The following is a 16422-nucleotide window of genomic DNA, read 5'->3' as shown; positions in this document are numbered from 1 at the left end:
CGGGTCGCGGGGTCCGCTCAGTCCTCCGCGACCGGCTCCAGCATCCCGTCGACGATCGAGCGGATCGTCCAGGCCGCCAGGGTCCACTCGACCGGCTCGCCGTCGAGGCCGGGGGCGGTCACCGGAGCGTCGAGGTCGTCGTCGAGGAGCCGGCCGCGGTGGGCGAGCCCGTCGATCACGATCGCGGTGAGGTGGGCGAGCTGGAGCGTCGTGAATCCCGGGCGCATCGTCCCGCCGAAGACCTGCAGCGTCTCCTCGTAGAAGTCGCGCATCCGGCGCGTGAGCATGCCCTCGATCCGCTTCGCCGTGGCGCGCACGGCGTCGCGTGCAGGCCCCTCCTCCATCGAGAAGGTGCAGGCGAGCAGCGCGTTGTACGACGACCAGTCGGCGGAGCGGCGGAGCGATTCGGCATTGGCCCGCGCGCCGATGCGGATGGTCTCCCAGGCGACCCGGCGGCGGCCGGCGGCCGTGGAGAGCAGATCGGTGGAGCGCTCGTAGACTTCGCGCATCTCCTGCTGGGCCTCGGGATCGGCGCCCTCCGCGTACCGGTCCCGCACGAAGACCTCGCCGACCAGGTCGGCCACGAACTCCTCGCGCGTGCTCCAGATCCGGTAGACGGAGCTGCGCGGCACGCCGGCCAGGCGGATGTACTCCTCCATGGGCAGGTGCGCGAAGCTCACCGTGAGGCCGTGGTTCGAGACGACGTCGCGCGCCGTGGCGATCATGCGGCTGCGGACCTGCTCCGCGGGGATCCTCCGGGCCCGCCGGGAGCCCTCTGCGCTGTCGTCCATGGAGAGGGACACTAGCCGGAGACGGTGCCGCGGGTGGTCCTCCACGCGCTCCGTGAGCCGATCCGGAGTGCTCTGGGGCGTCCTCCCACTGAGACGGAATGTCCCATCACGTGCACGACGACGTCGCGGACCGCTACGGTGCAGCCGGGGCGGACCCGAACCTGCCCCTGCTAGGGGACCCCCGTGACCGGATTCGATCGGTTCACGCTGGCCGTCGTCGACGGACCAGCGATCGAGCGTGCCGCGCTGCAGGCGCTGCTCGCGCAGCTGCTGCCGCAGTTCTCGCACGACGAGGAGGGCGTCGACCGCATCGCGGTCCTCGACCTGGACGGCGTGCCCGGCGAGGAGGTGGCCGACGCCCTCGAGCGTGCGGCGGCTTGGACCGTCGGCCTCGTCGTGCTCTCCTCCTCCGACTCCCTGGAGCCGGTGCGGGCCGTGCTGCGACGGGAGAGGGCGGCGTACGTCTGGAAGGGCGACGACCCCAGCGAGCTCGCGGCGGCGGTCGTCTCGGTCGCCTCCGGCCGCACCTGGATCTCGGACACCGCCCGCCACCGGCTCGTGCACGGGCGCGAGGAGCGCCGCCCGGTGCTGAGCCCGCAGGAGAGCCGGGTGATGCGCGCCTACGGAGCGGGTGCCGCGGTCCGCACCGTCGCGGTCGACCTCAGCGTCGCCGAGCACACCGTCCGCACCTACATCAAGCGGATCCGCGCCAAGTACCTCGAGACCGGCGTCACTCTCGACTCACGGGTCGACTTCTACCGCCACCTCGGCGACCACGACGTCGCCATCCGCCGCGGCGGAGACCGGGTGCGGGCCGGCGCGCAGCAGGCGGCCGGCGACGTGGTCGGCGAGCGCCGAGCCTGAGGCGAGCAGGATCGCGTTCCCGCCGGTGCGCCCCTCGACGAAGGCCGTCGATCCGACCGCTGCGGTGACCGGGAGCAGCTCCCGGACGACCCCGCGCAGGCGGTCCAGCCTCCGGTGGTCGGCGTCGTCGGCGACGTTGACCGCGAGGAGCCCGTCGGCGCCGACGCGGGCGGCGAGCGGAGCGAGGACGGACGCGCGGTAGAACGGCTCCGGGATCTCGTCCCCGTCGTAGACGTCGAGCACGACGAGGTCGGCGCTCCAGGGCGGCAGGGGCCCTGCGGCGTCGGCCGTGAGGAGTCGGACGCGCGCGCCGCGGGGGAGCGGCGCGTGCTCGAGCACGAACTCCACGAGTCCTGCCGCGCCCTCCACCGCGAGCTGCTCGGAGCCCGGCCGGGTCGCGGCGACGTACCGGGCCAGGGCCAGGGCTCCGGCTCCGAGGTGCAGCACGCGCAGCGGCTCGCCGGGAGGGGCGGCGGCGTCGACCACCGCGCCGAGGCGCGCGAGGTACTCGAGGTGCAGAGCCCGGGGATCGCCCGGATCGATCAGCGACTGCTCCGCGCCGTCGACCGTGAGCAGCAGCGCCTCCGGCCGCACGGGATCCGGCCCCAGCACGGCTGTGCGGCCTCCCGGCAGCAGGAGGGAGGGAGGCATCCCGTCACGCTAGCGCTCCTCGCGCGATCCGCCCCGCCGCCGCTACGGTGACAGGCATGGCCGCCCTGATCCTGCTCGACGTCGACGGCGTCCTGAACCCCTCCGTCCGCAGCGATCGCGCCTCGGGCTCGCACCGCCTGGAGCTCGAGCCGGAGCGGGCGGCGCTCGTCGCCCGCCTGGCCGCGGTCGGCACGATCGTGTGGGCCACGACCTGGCCGCCGCGCTTGACGCGGGTCCTCGCCCAGGACCTCGGGCTGCCGGCGGGCACGGAGGCGATCGTCTTCGACGGCGGCCTCCCGCGCGACCCGCGGTTCCCGGGCCGGACGAGCAAGCTCCAGCCCGTCGCGGTGTGGCTGGAGGCGGCCGCCGAGCGCGGCGCGATCGACGCCGTGGTGTGGATCGACGACAACCTCCACGAGGACGCCTACGACTGGGCCCGCGAGCAGAGCACCCCCTTCCACCTGGTGCGTCCGGAGTCGGCGACGGGCCTCACGAGCGACGAGGTCGCCGGCGCCGAGCACTTCCTGGCCGGACTCCCGGCGTCACACGGCGACATCCGGGAATAGGGCCGCCCCCTCCACTGGTTATCGTCACTCCGGGCGGTTCCGCCGAGCAGCGGTCCGCCCCGGGACGACCCGTCCCCTCGTCGATCCCCGCGCCGCATCCGGCGCAGCGGGACCGCCACGACTCCGTGATGCACCGAAGGACAACACCGTGACCCTCTCCGCCCGCACCTCCCTGCGCGTCCTGCTCGGCACGACCGCCGCCGCCGCCGCCCTGGTCCTCGCCGGCTGCGCGCCCGCCTCGACCGACGACGTGGTCTCCGGCTCGAGCGGCGAGGGCACCGCCTCCGCGAGCTCCGGCCTGACCCTGGCCGAGGTCGAGGAGTCGGGGAAGCTCACCATCGGCACCGAGGGCACCTACCCGCCCTTCTCCTTCCACGCCGACGGCGGGACCGGAGCTCTCACCGGCTACGACGTCGACGTGATCACCGCCGTGGCCGAGAAGCTGGGCGTCGAGCCCGACTTCCAGGAGACGCAGTGGGACGCCATGTTCGCGGGCCTGGACGGAGCGCGCTTCGACGTGATCGCGAACCAGGTCTCGATCAACGACGAACGCGAGGCGAAGTACGACTTCTCGGAGCCGTACTCGGTCAGCCCCGGCGTCGTGATCGTCCCCTCGAGCGACACCTCGATCACCGACCTCGCCGGCCTCTCCGGCAAGACCACTGCGCAGTCGCTCTCGAGCAACTGGTACACCGTCGCGCAGGAGAACGGCGCCGAGGTCGAGGGCGTCGAGGGCTGGGCGCAGGCCATCGCCCTCGTCGAGCAGGGCCGCGTCGACGCGACCGTGAACGACCGCCTCACCTGGCTCGACTGGTCCACGACCTACCCCGACCAGGCCGCGGGCCTCAAGGTCGCCGTCACCACCGACGACACCTCCGAGAGCGCCTTCACCTTCCCGAAGGGCTCGGACGACCTCGTCGAGGCCGTCGACTCCGCCCTCGACGAGCTGCGCGAGGACGGCACACTCGCCTCCATCTCCGAGCGCTACTTCGGAGCCGACGTCTCCCAGTAGCCCCACCCCGAGGCGGCTCCTCCCCTTCCGGGAGGGGCCGTCTCGTGCGTGAGCGGCCCCGTCGCGGGGGAGCGGCGGAGCGGCTCAGGCCGCGGGTCCGCCTGCAAGGGCGCCCGCCTCGGCGCGAAGCGTGCCAGCATTCCCCAGGAGGCGGAGACGATCCGCCCCCGACGCCACCACCCGATCGAGCCGACCGCGGATCCTCCCGCGAAGGCGGGAGAACACAATGGACCTCGTCCTCCGGTCGTTCTGGCCGATCCTCTCCGGGGGCATCGTCGGGACGATCCCGCTCGCGCTGGCGAGCTTCGCCATCGGGCTCGTGCTCGCGCTGGCGGTCGCCCTGATGCGGCTCTCCCGGGTGCGGATCCTCTCCTGGATCGCGCGTGCCTACATCTCCGTCATCCGGGGCACGCCGCTCCTGGTGCAGCTGTTCGTGATCTTCTACGGGCTGCCGAGCCTCGGACTGAAGATCGACCCCTGGCCCAGCGCCACCATCGCGTTCGCCCTCAACGTGGGCGGCTACGCGGCGGAGGTGATCCGCGCGGCGATCCTCAGCGTCCCGAAGGGGCAGTGGGAGGCGGCGCACACGATCGGCATGAGCCGCTCGCTCTCGCTGCGGCGCATCATCCTCCCGCAGGCCGCGCGCGTCTCCGTCCCGCCGCTGTCGAACACCTTCATCTCGCTGGTGAAGGACACCTCGCTGGCCTCCCTCATCCTGGTGACCGAGCTTTTCCGGCAGGCGCAGAAGATCGCCACCGCGTCGAGCGAGTTCATGCTCCTCTACCTCGAGGCCGCTCTGATCTACTGGCTCATCTGCCTGGTGCTCTCCAGCGGCCAGGGCCTGCTCGAGAAGCGATTGGACCGCTATGTCGCCCGCTGACACTCCGACCGACGCCCGGCCCGTGCTCACGGCCCGCGGCCTCCGCAAGTCGTTCGGCGGGGTGGAGGTGCTGCGCGGCATCGACCTGGAGGTCCATCGCGGCGAGGTCGTCGCCCTGATCGGGCCGTCCGGCTCGGGCAAGACCACCGTCCTGCGCTCGCTGAACAGCCTCGAGGTGCCGGACGGCGGGGTGGTCGAGCTCGCCGACGGCAGCGTCCTCGACTTCGACCGCGGCGTCGGACGGAAGGCGCTGACCGGGCTGCGCGACCACTCCGCGATGGTCTTCCAGCACTTCAACCTCTTCCCGCACCTGACCGTCCTCCAGAACGTGACGGAGGGGCCGCTGCGAGTGCAGCGCCGTCCCGCGTCCGAGGTGGTCCCGGAGGCGGAGCGCCTGCTCGAGCGCGTCGGCCTCGGCGGCCGGGGGAGCGCTTACCCCTTCGAGCTCTCCGGCGGTCAGCAGCAGCGCGTGGGCATCGTCCGGGCGCTCGCGCTGCGGCCCGATCTGCTCCTCTTCGACGAGCCCACCTCGGCGCTGGACCCGGAGCTGGTCGGCGACGTGCTCTCGCTGATGCGGGAGCTGGCGGGGGAGGGCTGGACCATGCTCGTCGTGACGCACGAGCTCGAGTTCGCCCGGCAGGTGGCCTCGGAGGTCGTCTTCATGGCCGACGGCGTGGTCGTCGAGCGGGGCGCCCCTGCGGAGATCCTCCGGGAGCCGCGCGAGCCGCGCACACGGCAGTTCCTGCACCGCCTCCTCCACCCGCTCGAGTAGACGGTCGGCGCTGTCCCCCGTCGACGGGGAGCCGCGCGGCGCACCGGGCGCGGCGGAAGGCGTGCCTATGCTGTCCGGGTGACCTGGAGCAGCGACGCCGAGACCACGCGGATCCCCTCCGCGACCGAGACGTCCGGCGGAACCGGACCCCAGCCGACCCGGGAGTACGTCTGGCCCGAGCCCGTGACGGGTCGGCAGCCGACCGTCGAGCCCGCCGCCCCGGCCGCCGCCGCGTCCGCCCCCAGCGCCCTCGGGCCGGTCGAGGCCGAGCCCGAGCCGGTCCGGCGCTCCGGCAACCGCCTCGCGGGCCTCGCGCTCGCCCTCCTGACGACCGCGGTCTTCGCCGTCCTGTACCTCGTCGCCCTGACGGCGATCCGCCTCCTCGTCGACCGCGTCGGCGGCGACCCGGTCGCCCTCGCGCTCGACGCTGCGCCGACCGCGCTCTTCCTCGCCCCGGTGGCCGCGTTCCTGGTCGGCCTGGCGCTGATCGTGCTGGTCGTGAACCGCGCGGGCTGGTGGGCCTACATCCTCGGCGGCTTCCTCGTCGCCCTCCTCACGGCCGCGGCCGCGCTGGTCGGCGGCTGGAGCGCCGTCGGACCGCTCGCCCTGCCGATCGACCGCTCCCTCGCGCTCGACTACGTCCGCGATCCCGCAGTCCTCGCGGCGGTCCTCGCCGCCGGCGTCCTCGGCCGGGAGGCGAGCGTCTGGGGCGGCGCCGCGATCGCCGGCCGCGCCCGGGGCGTCAAGCGCCGCAACGCCGAGCGCGAAGCGGCCGCGCAGTCGTGACTCCGGAGGGGCAGGGGCAGGGCCGCGGAGCCGGCCTGGGCTACGGCCTCGCGCTGGCCGGCTTCGCCGCGTTCCTCTACCTCGCCCTGGTCGTCTGCGCGTTCGGGGTCCTCAGCCTCCTGCTGGACCAGGACGTCGTGCCCGAGCGCGACGCCGGCCCGCTGCTGGGGCCGGTGTCGGTGGCGGTCTGCGTCGTCGCCGTGCTGGTCGCGATGGTGACCCTCGCCGCCCGTCCCGCCGTCCACCGCGTCCTCGGCCCGTCGCTGCTGACCGGGGTCGTCGTCTACCTGCTCTTCCTCGTCACGGGCGGAGCGCTCTACGGGCTCGGCCGCCAGGAGCCGGGGGAGATCCTCGGCTGGATCCTCGACCACGCCCCCACTGTCTTCGCGATCGCGACCGGCGTGCTCGCGGCCGCCGTCCAGCTCCTGTTCCTCCTGCTCCTGGCCCGTCGCGACGCCGGCGGCCGCAGCCCCCACTGGGGCTGGGAGGGCGACGAGCGGGAGTGACGGCGGAGTCCCGGCGCGGCTCGTCGCGGCGCTGCGGCATCTCCCAGGGCGAACGCCGCTCGGTTGACCGGCCCCGTCACTCCCCGTAATATTCTTCGGGTGTGCGCTTTGCCGTGCGCTCGTGTCGTGCCTCCGGGTCGATGCGGTCGCCGCACTTCGCTCCACCGGGTCCGCGAGGATCCGCGGGTTCGTCCGATCGGGCGGCCCCCACGGCATACCCCTCACCCTCCCGGTCCCGCTCGCGGGGCCGCGGGGTGCGTCGGGTCCAGATGAACTCGGCCGTTCCCGGAGACGGGAGGGCCGAATGTCGACCATCGATCCGCTGTCACCGTGCAGCATTCAAGGAGCAAAACCAGTGCCAACGATTCAGCAGTTGGTCCGCAAGGGACGCACGCCGAAGGTCACCAAGACCAAGGCGCCCGCCCTGAAGGCCAACCCCCAGCAGCGCGGCGTCTGCACGCGCGTCTACACGACCACGCCCAAGAAGCCGAACTCGGCCCTCCGCAAGGTGGCCCGCGTGAAGCTCTCCAACGGCACCGAGGTCACCGCCTACATCCCCGGCGAGGGCCACAACCTGCAGGAGCACTCGATGGTGCTCGTGCGCGGCGGTCGCGTCAAGGACCTCCCCGGTGTCCGCTACAAGATCGTTCGCGGCGCCCTGGACACCCAGGCCGTCAAGAACCGCAAGCAGGCTCGCAGCCGGTACGGCGCGAAGATGGAGAAGAAGTAATGCCTCGTAAGGGCCCCGCTCCCAAGCGCCCCGTCGTCGCAGACCCCGTCTACGGCGCCCCCATCGTCAGCCAGCTCGTCAACAAGATCCTCCTGGACGGCAAGAAGGGCCTCGCCGAGCGCATCGTCTACGGTGCCCTCGAGGGCGTCGCCGGCAAGAACGGCCAGGACGCGGTCGTCACCCTCAAGAAGGCGCTCGACAACGTCCGCCCGACCCTCGAGGTCCGCAGCCGCCGCGTCGGCGGCTCGACCTACCAGGTCCCGGTCGAGGTCAAGCCCCACCGCGCCAACACCCTCGCGCTCCGCTGGCTCACCAGCTACGCGAAGGCCCGTCGCGAGAAGACGATGACCGAGCGTCTCATGAACGAGATCCTCGACGCGTCGAACGGTCTGGGCGCCGCTGTCAAGCGTCGCGAGGACACCCACAAGATGGCCGAGTCGAACAAGGCCTTCGCGCACTACCGCTGGTAGCGCACCCCGCGGCCGCCCCCGGGCGACCGCGACCACCGGGCCCGCGGCGTTACCGCTGCGGGCCCGGTCCCGGCGGCGGATCGCCCGATCCCCGCGACCGGGCGACCGCCACCACCAGAATCCCAGCCATTCGGCCATGAACCCGGTGCGCTGGCTCCATCACCTATCGGAGGAACTCCGTGGCACAAGATGTGCTCACCGACCTGAACAAGGTCCGCAACATCGGCATCATGGCCCACATCGATGCCGGCAAGACCACCACCACCGAGCGCATCCTGTTCTACACGGGTATCACGCACAAGATCGGCGAGGTCCACGACGGCGCCGCGACGATGGACTGGATGGCGCAGGAGCAGGAGCGCGGCATCACGATCACGTCCGCCGCGACGACCTGCTTCTGGAACAAGAACCAGATCAACATCATCGACACCCCCGGTCACGTCGACTTCACGGTCGAGGTCGAGCGCTCGCTCCGCGTCCTCGACGGCGCCGTCGCCGTCTTCGACGGCAAGGAGGGCGTCGAGCCCCAGTCCGAGACCGTCTGGCGTCAGGCCGACAAGTACGACGTCCCGCGCATCTGCTTCGTCAACAAGATGGACAAGCTCGGCGCCGACTTCTACTACACGGTCGACACGATCATCAAGCGCCTCGGCGCGAAGCCGCTGGTCATCCAGCTGCCCATCGGCGCGGAGTCCTCTTTCGAGGGCGTCGTCGACCTGGTCGAGATGCGCGCGCTCACGTGGCGCGGCGACTCGAAGGGCGACGTCGCGCTCGGCGCGAAGTACGAGATCGAGGAGATCCCGGCCGACCTCGCCGACAAGGCGGCGGAGTACCGCGAGAAGCTCCTCGAGACCGTCGCGGAGACCTCCGACGAGCTGCTCGAGAAGTACTTCGGCGGCGAGGAGCTCACCGTCGCGGAGATCAAGGGCGCCATCCGCAAGATGACCGTCAACTCCGAGATCTACCCGGTGCTCTGCGGCTCGGCGTTCAAGAACCGCGGCGTCCAGCCGATGCTCGACGCTGTCGTGGACTACCTCCCCTCCCCGCTCGACGTCCCCGCCATCGAGGCGCACGACGTCCGCGACGAGGAGAAGGTCATCATGCGCCACGCGGACTCGACCGAGCCCTTCTCGGCGCTCGCGTTCAAGGTCGCCGTGCACCCGTTCTTCGGCCGCCTGACCTACGTCCGCGTCTACTCGGGCAAGCTCGACTCCGGCGCCCAGGTCATCAACTCGACCAAGGGCAAGAAGGAGCGCATCGGCAAGATCTTCCAGATGCACTCCAACAAGGAGAACCCGGTCGACTCGGTCACCGCCGGCCACATCTACGCCGTCATCGGCCTCAAGGACACCACCACCGGTGACACCCTGAGCGACCCGGCCGCGCAGGTCGTGCTCGAGTCGATGACCTTCCCGGAGCCCGTCATCGAGGTCGCCATCGAGCCCAAGACGAAGGCGGACCAGGAGAAGCTCGGCACCGCGATCCAGAAGCTCGCGGAGGAGGACCCCACCTTCCGCACCGAGCAGAACCAGGAGACCGGTCAGACGGTCATCAAGGGAATGGGCGAGCTGCACCTCGACATCCTGGTCGACCGCATGAAGCGCGAGTTCAACGTCGAGGCCAACGTGGGCAAGCCCCAGGTCGCGTACCGCGAGACGATCCGCCGCACGGTCGAGAAGTACGACTACACCCACAAGAAGCAGACGGGTGGCTCCGGCCAGTTCGCGAAGGTCCAGATCACCATCGAGCCGATGGAGGTCGAGGCCGACAAGACCTACGAGTTCGTCAACGGCGTCACCGGTGGCCGCGTCCCGCGCGAGTACATCCCCTCCGTCGACGCGGGCATCCGCGACGCCATGCAGGTCGGCGTGCTCGCCGGCTACCCCATGGTCGGCGTGAAGGCGACCCTGGTCGACGGAGCGGCGCACGACGTCGACTCCTCCGAGATGGCGTTCAAGATCGCCGGCTCGATCGCGTTCAAGGAGGCCTCGCGCAAGGCGCAGCCGGTCCTCCTCGAGCCGCTCATGGCCGTCGAGGTCCGTACTCCCGAGGAGTACATGGGTGACGTCATCGGCGACATCAACTCGCGTCGCGGGATGATCCAGTCGATGGAGGACGCCACCGGCATCAAGGTCATCCGGGCCAACGTCCCGCTGTCCGAGATGTTCGGCTACATCGGAGACCTGCGCTCGAAGACCTCGGGCCGCGCCGTCTACTCGATGACGTTCGAGACCTACGCCGAGGTCCCCAAGGCCGTGGCCGAGGAGATCGTCCAGAAGAACAAGGGCGAGTAGCTCCGCCCCTGGGCCGTCGCCGTTCCCCGGAACGGCGGCGGCCTGGTAGTGTCGTGCGGGTTTGCTGCCGAGTGCAGCGCGCCCCCTGTCGCAGCGGGACGGCCGCACGACCACTGCCGGTAACATACGTACACAAAACCCCCGCAAGTCCTCCTGTCCTCGTGCCGCCCCGTGCGGCCGCCCGGATGCGGATGCTTGCACCTAAGTCCTGAGGAGGACCCACAGTGGCTAAGGCCAAGTTCGAGCGGACCAAGCCGCACGTCAACATCGGAACCATCGGTCACGTCGACCACGGAAAGACCACGCTCACCGCGGCGATCTCGAAGGTTCTGGCGGACAAGTTCCCGTCCGCGACCAACGTCCAGCGTGACTTCGCGTCGATCGACTCCGCTCCCGAGGAGCGCCAGCGCGGCATCACGATCAACATCTCGCACGTCGAGTACGAGACGCCGAAGCGCCACTACGCGCACGTCGACGCCCCGGGTCACGCCGACTACATCAAGAACATGATCACCGGCGCGGCCCAGATGGACGGCGCGATCCTCGTGGTCGCCGCCACCGACGGCCCGATGGCTCAGACCCGTGAGCACGTCCTCCTCGCCAAGCAGGTCGGCGTCCCCTACCTCCTCGTCGCGCTGAACAAGGCCGACATGGTGGACGACGAGGAGATCCTGGAGCTCGTCGAGCTCGAGGTCCGCGAGCTCCTCTCGTCGCAGGGCTTCCCCGGCGACGACGCCCCCGTCGTGCGCGTCTCCGGCCTCAAGGCCCTCGAGGGCGACGACACCTGGACCCAGTCGATCCTCGACCTGATGGACGCGGTCGACGAGTCCATCCCGGACCCGGTGCGCGACAAGGACAAGCCGTTCCTCATGCCGATCGAGGACGTCTTCACGATCACCGGTCGTGGAACCGTCGTCACCGGCCGTGCGGAGCGTGGAACCCTCGCTCTGAACTCCGAGGTCGAGATCGTCGGCATCCGCCCGACGCAGAAGACCACGGTCACCGGAATCGAGATGTTCCACAAGCAGCTCGACGAGGCCTGGGCCGGCGAGAACTGCGGTCTGCTCCTCCGCGGCACCAAGCGCGAGGACGTCGAGCGCGGCCAGGTCGTCGTCAAGCCGGGTTCGGTCACGCCGCACACGGACTTCGAGGGCACCGCGTACATCCTGTCCAAGGATGAGGGTGGGCGTCACAACCCGTTCTACGCGAACTACCGTCCGCAGTTCTACTTCCGCACCACCGACGTCACCGGCGTCATCACGCTGCCCGAGGGCACCGAGATGGTCATGCCCGGCGACACCACCGACATGACGGTCGCGCTGATCCAGCCGATCGCCATGGAGGAGGGCCTCGGCTTCGCCATCCGTGAGGGTGGACGCACCGTGGGTGCCGGTACGGTCACCAAGATCATCAAGTAGGTCCGTCCTACCGATCTCTCGAGAGGGGTCGTCCGCTTCGGCGGGCGGCCCCTCTCGTCGTTCCCGGGGACGCCCGGCTAGCGTGGCGGCATGCCCTTCGTGAAGAGCGACCCCCGTGCCCTCCCGCAGTTCTTCGAGTGGGAGGCGGCCGGCCTGGACTGGCTGCGCGAGGCGGACGGCGGTGCGCGCTGTGTCGGGGTGGAGAGGGTGTCGCCCGGGCGCATCGAGCTGGAGGAGATCCGCTCCGTGCGTCCCTCGGCCGAGTCGGCTCGGGCTCTCGGCGCCGCGCTCGCCCGGACGCACGACGCCGGAGCCGCGGCGTTCGGAGCGCCGCCCCCGGGATGGACCGGCCCCGCGTACATCGGCCGCCGCGGGATGCCGTGCCGCCCGGACGACTCGTGGGGGCGCTTCTACGCGGAGCAGCGGGTGCGGCCGTTCCTCGGCCCCGCCGTGGAGGCGGGCAACCTCACGGCAGCCGAGTCGCGGCTCGTCGAGCAGGCTCTGGGCCGGGTGGCGGCCGGAGCCTTCGACGACGGTGCGGGGCCCGCCCGGATCCACGGGGACCTCTGGACCGGCAACGTGCTCTGGACGGCGGACGGCGCCGTCCTGATCGACCCCGCCGCTCACGGGGGACACCGCGAGACCGATCTGGCGATGCTGGCCCTCTTCGGTGCTCCGCACCTCGACGCCGTCCTCGAGGGCTACCGCGAGCAGCATCCGCTGGGGGTCGGCTACGAGGAGCGGGTGCCACTCCACCAGCTGCACCCGCTCGCCGTCCACGCCGCCGGTCACGGTCCCTCCTACGGCCGCGCCCTGGCAGACGCAGCGGAGCAGGTGATCGCACTGGCCGGCTGACCGGCGCGCCCGCACCGTTCCCCCAGCCGGGAGCGCCACACTGAGGCACGCGCCGCCCTGTGCGCGTTTACAAGGAGGCATCATCGTGGATCTCGGGAAGCTCGGACGCCAGGCCGGCGAACTGCTCAACAGCCGGAAGGCCCAGGACGCGCTGCGGAGCGAGAAGGCCGAGCAGGTCTCCGACCAGACCCTCGAGAAGGCGGGCGAGATCGCCAGCCGCCTCACCAACGGCAAGTACGACGACCGCATCGAGGACCTGAAGCGCCAGGCCGACAAGCGGATCGGCAACGAGTAGCGGCTGCCGACCGACTGCTCGTCCCCGCCGTCAAGCGGGTGCGGGCCTCGGATCCGCCGTCCTATCGTCGGATCGATGGCTGACACTCGCGCGCAACGACTCCGCAGGACCGATTCGAGCGGGCGCGGCTACACCCGGGTGCGCGCGGGCTCCGGCTTCAGCTACCGCGACCCGAAGGGCGCGACCGTCGCCGACAAGGAGCTGCGCGCGCGCTTCGACCGTCTCGGCATCCCGCCGGCCTGGACGGACGTCTGGATCGCCCCGTACCCCAACGGGCACATCCAGGCCACCGGCGTCGACTCCGCCGGCCGCCGCCAGTACATCTACCATCCGACCTGGCGCGAGCAGAAGGACCGAATCAAGTTCGACCGGGCGCTGCGGCTCGCGGAGGCCCTGCCCGGGGCGCGCCGGGCCGTGACCATCGCCCTCCGCTCGGACGGACCCAGCCGCGAGCGCGCGCTGGCCACCGCCTTCCGGATGCTCGACACCGGATCGCTCCGCGTCGGCAGCGAGAGGTACGCGAAGGAGCACGGCAGCATCGGCCTCTCGACGCTCCTGTGCGCGCACGCCACGACCCACGGGGACCGGGTCGCCCTCGCCTTCCCCGGGAAGAGCCATCAGGCGTGGACGAGCGAGATCCTCGACCACGACCTCTCGCGCGTCGTCCGTGCTCTCAAGCGTCGTGGGCCGAACGCCCGCCTGCTCGCCTGGAAGGACGGGCGGGAGTGGCGGCCGGTCTCGGCGCCCGAGATCAACGACTACGTGCGCGAGCGCGCCGGCGACGACTTCACGGCGAAGGACTTCCGCACTCTGCACGGCACGGTCGCGGCCGCGCTGAGCCTGGCGAAGTCGGGACCGCAGGCCACGCAGCGCGCTCGGAACTCCGCGATCGCCCAGGCGATGCGCGACGCCTCGGACGTGCTCGGGAACACGCCGACGGTCGCCCGCGCCAGCTACGTCGACCCGCGGCTGCTCGACCACTTCCGCGCCGGCGAGACCATCGACGCGTCGCGCCCCGCGTCGGCCGAGACCGCCGTCCGGGCCCTGCTCTTCGAGTAGCGGGGGAGGCCCTTCGACCCGCGCTGCTGCTCGGAGCGACCGGCTCCCACGGTCCGTCACGACGTGCTCGCGAAGGAGCCCTCCGGCGCGACACGCCCGGGTTGCAGGGGTGGGGCATCTGTGGGAGACTCTTCTAGTTCAAAATTTCCTCTCGGGTGGCGTGCTGCTCGCAGGGGGACACTGCCAGGCAGTGCCGAGACGGCATCGCGGAGGCTCGACCCGAGAGGGCGGCCACGCGGGTGCGACGTCGAGGCGGCGGGTAGCAGAACGACAACAACCGACATCTCAACGGTCTCTCCGTGCGTCGTGCGTTCTGCACGCCGATCGGAGCGCCCCGAGGGTGCGGTGCTTTTGACAGAAGAACACTGGTTGCACTTTTCCGGGTCACCGGAGTTCCTTCGCGAGCGCGTCCAATGCGAGACGAGTCCGGCTCCGGCCGGGGGAGTCGCGTACGACGCAATAACAAGAGAGTGAGAGATCACACATGGCGGGACAGAAGATCCGCATCCGACTGAAGTCGTACGACCACGAGGTCATCGACACGTCGGCGCGCAAGATCGTCGACACGGTCACCCGTGCCGGTGCAACGGTGGTCGGCCCCGTGCCGCTGCCGACCGAGAAGAACGTGGTCTGCGTGATCCGTTCTCCCCACAAGTACAAGGACAGCCGCGAGCACTTCGAGATGCGCACCCACAAGCGCCTCATCGACATCATCGACCCGACGCCCAAGGCCGTCGACTCGCTCATGCGCCTCGACCTGCCGGCCGACGTCAACATCGAGATCAAGCTCTAAGGAGGAGTGCCACCATGTCTGTCACTGTTTCCCCCACGCTGAAGACCAGCAAGGGCCTCCTCGGCACCAAGCTCGGAATGACCCAGGTCTGGGACGAGAACAACAAGCTCGTGCCGGTCACCGTCATCGAGATCAGCCCCAACGTCGTGACCCAGGTCCGCACGGAGGAGAAGGACGGCTACACCGCCGTCCAGCTCGCCGCCGGTGCGATCGACCCGCGCAAGGTGAACAAGCCCGCCGCCGGTCACTTCGACGCCGCGGGCGTCACCCCCCGCCGCCACCTCACCGAGGTCCGCACCTCCGACGCCGCCGACTACTCGGCAGGCCAGGAGCTGACCGTGGACGCCGTCTTCGAGGCCGGCACCAAGGTCGACGTCGTCGGCACCAGCAAGGGCAAGGGCTTCGCCGGTGTCATGAAGCGCCACAACTTCAAGGGCGTCTCGGCTTCGCACGGTTCGCACCGCAACCACCGCAAGCCCGGCTCCATTGGCGCCTCCTCGACCCCCAGCCGTGTCTTCAAGGGCATGCGCATGGCCGGTCGCATGGGTGGCGAGCGCGTCACCGTGCTCAACCTCAAGGTGCACTCCGTCGACGCCGAGAAGGGCCTGCTGCTCGTCAAGGGCGCCGTCCCCGGTGCCCGCGGTCGCCTCGTGTTCGTTCGCAACGCCGTGAAGGGAGCGTAGTTCCATGGCTACCTCTGTCGACATCATCGACGTCAAGGGCCAGAAGGCGGGCTCGGTCGAGCTCCCCGCCGCGCTCTTCGACGTCCAGACCAACATCCCCCTCATCCACCAGGTCGTCGTGGCCCAGCTCGCCGCGGCGCGCCAGGGAACCCACAAGACGAAGAACCGCGGTGAGGTCTCCGGAGCCGGTCGCAAGCCGTTCAAGCAGAAGGGAACCGGTCGCGCTCGTCAGGGCTCGATCCGCGCCCCGCACATGACCGGTGGTGGCGTGGTCCACGGACCGACCCCCCGCAGCTACGCGCAGCGCACCCCCAAGAAGATGATCGCCGCGGCTCTGCTCGGTGCTCTCTCGGACCGCGCCCGCGGTGCCCGCATCCACGTGGTCGAGTCCCTCGCCCTCGGTGACACCCCCCGGACCAAGGACGTCCTCGTCCTGCTCGACGCCCTCTCGGTGTCGCGCAACGTCCTCGTGGTGCTCGAGCGCGACGACTACATCGCCGAGCTCTCGCTCCGCAACGTGCCGTTCGTGCACATCCTGCCGGCCGACCAGCTCAACGCGTACGACGTGCTCGTCTCCGACGACATCGTGTTCTCGAAGGGCGCGCTCGACGCGTTCATCGCGGCCAAGTCGGGCGTCGAGTCCAACAAGGAAGAGGTGAACGCATGAGCCAGTCCGCCGCGTTCAACAAGGACCCCCGCGACGTCATCATCTCCCCGGTGGTCTCGGAGAAGTCCTACGGCCTGATCGACGAGGGCAAGTACACCTTCGTGGTCGACCCGCGTTCGAACAAGACCGAGATCAAGCTCGCCATCGAGAAGATCTTCGGCGTCGAGGTCGCGTCGATCAACACGCTGAACCGCCAGGGCAAGACCCGCCGCACGAAGTTCGGCACCGGCAAGCGCAAGGACACCAAGCGCGCGATCGTCACGCTGAAGTCCGGCTCCATCGACATCTTCACGAGCGTCGGCTGAGCCGAAGAAGCGTAGAGGAAACAGA

The 16422-nt window shown here is 70.6% G+C and carries 19 protein-coding genes; 18 read left to right on the top strand and 1 reads right to left on the bottom strand.

Features of this window, described 5'->3' with window-relative positions:
* Positions 1-17: 17 nt before the first annotated feature.
* Positions 18-791: a hypothetical protein gene (locus C5C57_RS11955; RefSeq protein ID WP_146076607.1), complete on the bottom strand. Its 774-nt coding sequence runs from the start codon at positions 789-791 to the stop codon at positions 18-20.
* Positions 792-974: 183 nt separating this feature from the next.
* On the opposite strand from C5C57_RS11955, the gene C5C57_RS11950 reads away from it, so the two are divergent.
* The 18 genes from C5C57_RS11950 to rplW all read left to right on the top strand — a co-directional run bounded on the left by C5C57_RS11950 (position 975) and on the right by rplW (position 16397).
* The gene (locus tag C5C57_RS11950; RefSeq protein ID WP_104247592.1) at positions 975-1655 is read left to right on the top strand and encodes a LuxR C-terminal-related transcriptional regulator; all 681 of its coding nucleotides are present in this window, start codon (positions 975-977) and stop codon (positions 1653-1655) included.
* A 707-nt stretch (positions 1656-2362) separates the two neighbouring features.
* Positions 2363-2872 carry an HAD domain-containing protein gene (locus C5C57_RS11945; RefSeq protein WP_104297652.1) on the top strand — a complete coding sequence of 170 codons (510 nt, stop codon included), beginning with the start codon at positions 2363-2365 and terminating at the stop codon, positions 2870-2872.
* Positions 2873-3020: 148 nt separating this feature from the next.
* Complete coding sequence (locus C5C57_RS11940) at positions 3021-3884, top strand: amino acid ABC transporter substrate-binding protein (protein ID WP_374953606.1); 864 nt, start codon at positions 3021-3023, stop codon at positions 3882-3884.
* Between the two features lie 226 nt (positions 3885-4110).
* Positions 4111-4764, top strand: a complete 654-nt coding sequence (locus C5C57_RS11935; RefSeq protein ID WP_104224574.1) for an amino acid ABC transporter permease — start codon at positions 4111-4113, stop codon at positions 4762-4764.
* The gene (locus C5C57_RS11930) at positions 4751-5536 is read left to right on the top strand and encodes an amino acid ABC transporter ATP-binding protein (RefSeq protein ID WP_104269386.1); all 786 of its coding nucleotides are present in this window, start codon (positions 4751-4753) and stop codon (positions 5534-5536) included. Before C5C57_RS11935 ends, C5C57_RS11930 begins: the two co-directional genes overlap by 14 nt.
* A 78-nt stretch (positions 5537-5614) precedes the next feature.
* The gene (locus C5C57_RS11925; RefSeq protein WP_104269385.1) at positions 5615-6322 is read left to right on the top strand and encodes a hypothetical protein; all 708 of its coding nucleotides are present in this window, start codon (positions 5615-5617) and stop codon (positions 6320-6322) included.
* Positions 6319-6828 carry a DUF6121 family protein gene (locus tag C5C57_RS11920; protein WP_104247596.1) on the top strand — a complete coding sequence of 170 codons (510 nt, stop codon included), beginning with the start codon at positions 6319-6321 and terminating at the stop codon, positions 6826-6828. Before C5C57_RS11925 ends, C5C57_RS11920 begins: the two co-directional genes overlap by 4 nt.
* A gap of 355 nt (positions 6829-7183) precedes the next feature.
* Positions 7184-7558, top strand: coding sequence for a 30S ribosomal protein S12 (gene rpsL, locus C5C57_RS11915; RefSeq protein ID WP_011186743.1), 375 nt, complete (start codon positions 7184-7186; stop codon positions 7556-7558).
* Positions 7558-8028, top strand: a complete 471-nt coding sequence (rpsG, locus tag C5C57_RS11910) for a 30S ribosomal protein S7 (RefSeq protein WP_068251443.1) — start codon at positions 7558-7560, stop codon at positions 8026-8028. Before rpsL ends, rpsG begins: the two co-directional genes overlap by 1 nt.
* Positions 8029-8207: 179 nt before the next feature.
* Positions 8208-10322: an elongation factor G gene (gene fusA / locus C5C57_RS11905; RefSeq protein WP_104224571.1), complete on the top strand. Its 2115-nt coding sequence runs from the start codon at positions 8208-8210 to the stop codon at positions 10320-10322.
* 224 nt (positions 10323-10546) lie between these two features.
* Positions 10547-11740 (top strand): elongation factor Tu, encoded by a 1194-nt coding sequence (tuf, locus tag C5C57_RS11900; RefSeq protein WP_104224570.1) that lies wholly within the window; start codon positions 10547-10549, stop codon positions 11738-11740.
* Between the two features lie 90 nt (positions 11741-11830).
* Positions 11831-12595, top strand: a complete 765-nt coding sequence (locus C5C57_RS11895; protein ID WP_104297651.1) for a fructosamine kinase family protein — start codon at positions 11831-11833, stop codon at positions 12593-12595.
* 85 nt (positions 12596-12680) lie between these two features.
* Positions 12681-12890, top strand: a complete 210-nt coding sequence (locus C5C57_RS11890; RefSeq protein WP_159939075.1) for an antitoxin — start codon at positions 12681-12683, stop codon at positions 12888-12890.
* A gap of 75 nt (positions 12891-12965) precedes the next feature.
* A complete protein-coding gene (locus tag C5C57_RS11885; RefSeq protein ID WP_104292486.1) occupies positions 12966-13949 on the top strand; it encodes a DNA topoisomerase IB in 984 nt (327 codons plus the stop codon).
* Positions 13950-14433: 484 nt separating this feature from the next.
* Positions 14434-14742, top strand: coding sequence for a 30S ribosomal protein S10 (gene rpsJ / locus C5C57_RS11880; RefSeq protein WP_005050520.1), 309 nt, complete (start codon positions 14434-14436; stop codon positions 14740-14742).
* Between the two features lie 14 nt (positions 14743-14756).
* Positions 14757-15425, top strand: coding sequence for a 50S ribosomal protein L3 (gene rplC, locus C5C57_RS11875; RefSeq protein WP_104224566.1), 669 nt, complete (start codon positions 14757-14759; stop codon positions 15423-15425).
* Between the two features lie 4 nt (positions 15426-15429).
* Positions 15430-16092, top strand: a complete 663-nt coding sequence (gene rplD, locus C5C57_RS11870) for a 50S ribosomal protein L4 (protein ID WP_104224565.1) — start codon at positions 15430-15432, stop codon at positions 16090-16092.
* On the top strand, positions 16089-16397 hold the full coding sequence (rplW, locus tag C5C57_RS11865) for a 50S ribosomal protein L23 (protein WP_068209445.1): 309 nt from the start codon (positions 16089-16091) through the stop codon (positions 16395-16397). The genes rplD and rplW overlap by 4 nt, the downstream gene beginning before the upstream one ends.
* Positions 16398-16422: the final 25 nt, after the last annotated feature.

This window comes from Rathayibacter sp. AY1C5 (assembly GCF_002931705.1).
In the GTDB taxonomy this organism is placed as follows: domain Bacteria; phylum Actinomycetota; class Actinomycetes; order Actinomycetales; family Microbacteriaceae; genus Rathayibacter.
This window is presented reverse-complemented; position numbering and strand designations above follow the sequence as displayed.